Raw genomic sequence first — 842 nt, 5'->3', positions numbered from 1 at the left:
ACACAGAAGTTAAGCTCACTTGTGCCGAAGATAGTTCGCTGGAAACGGCGCGTGAAAATAGGTAGTCGCCGACTTGAGTTATCAGAATGAAGAAACCGCATTCTGATAATATGCACCTCTAGCTCAGTTGGTAGAGCAACTGACTCTTAATCAGTGGGCCCAGGGTTCGAGTCCCTGGAGGTGCACCAGATATTGAACGTCAAATCGTAAGATTTGACGTTCTTTTTTGTTATGTAACCCCGAAAAATCGGGGTTTGCACGGTCAATGCACGGTTTTTGCACGGTCGGCGTTTTCGTGGGAATCCTCTGCATGGGCTGGAATTGCTTTGAAATGCGTGGTAAATTTTGCATCAGGTCAGCAGAGCCAGACGGAGCTGCGCCTTTACTTCGGGGTCTGCGTCCTTCAGAAGTTCCAGCAGAGCGGTCATGGAGATGGTCGGTTCGCCTGCGGCGGGTACAGCCTGCGGGCTGGGGCTTTCCTGTTTAGCATAGAACCCTTCCTCAAATTTCCTGCCCAGTTCTACACGAGAGGACTGCTGGATATGAGCGTAGGTGTTCACCAGCATATCCGCCGTGGCGTGCCCTGTGGTGCCCTGAACGGCTTTCACATCGCCGCCGGAGATCATCAGTTGATAGGTGGCACTGGAATGCCGCAAACCGTGGAACACAATGCGGGGGAATTCCGGGTGGGCATCCTGCCACTTGAGGAACTTCTTGCGGATCAGCACAGGCTCCACCGCCAGACCGTTAGGCAGACGGAACAGCATTCCACTGTCATGGTAGCGTGTCGGGTCTTTCCTCTCGTCTGCCGCCAGCTGATTCAGCCACTTCTTCAGTTCCTC

Annotated in this window: 1 protein-coding gene and 1 tRNA gene; one reads left to right on the top strand and one right to left on the bottom strand. The window is 53.4% G+C overall.

Annotated elements, in window-relative coordinates; translation table 11 throughout:
- Positions 1-112: 112 nt before the first annotated feature.
- Positions 113-188: transfer RNA gene (locus WMO17_RS13080), tRNA-Lys, on the top strand.
- A 162-nt stretch (positions 189-350) separates the two neighbouring features.
- Here the strand turns inward: WMO17_RS13080 and WMO17_RS13075 are convergent.
- Positions 351-842, bottom strand: a 492-nt coding sequence (locus WMO17_RS13075; protein ID WP_349138328.1) for a tyrosine-type recombinase/integrase, incomplete at its 5' end; no start/stop codon positions are given.

This window comes from Faecalibacterium faecis (assembly GCF_040096475.1).
In the GTDB taxonomy this organism is placed as follows: domain Bacteria; phylum Bacillota; class Clostridia; order Oscillospirales; family Ruminococcaceae; genus Faecalibacterium; species Faecalibacterium taiwanense.
Note: the sequence above shows the minus strand (reverse complement) of the source record. Positions and strands in the feature narration are given on the sequence as shown.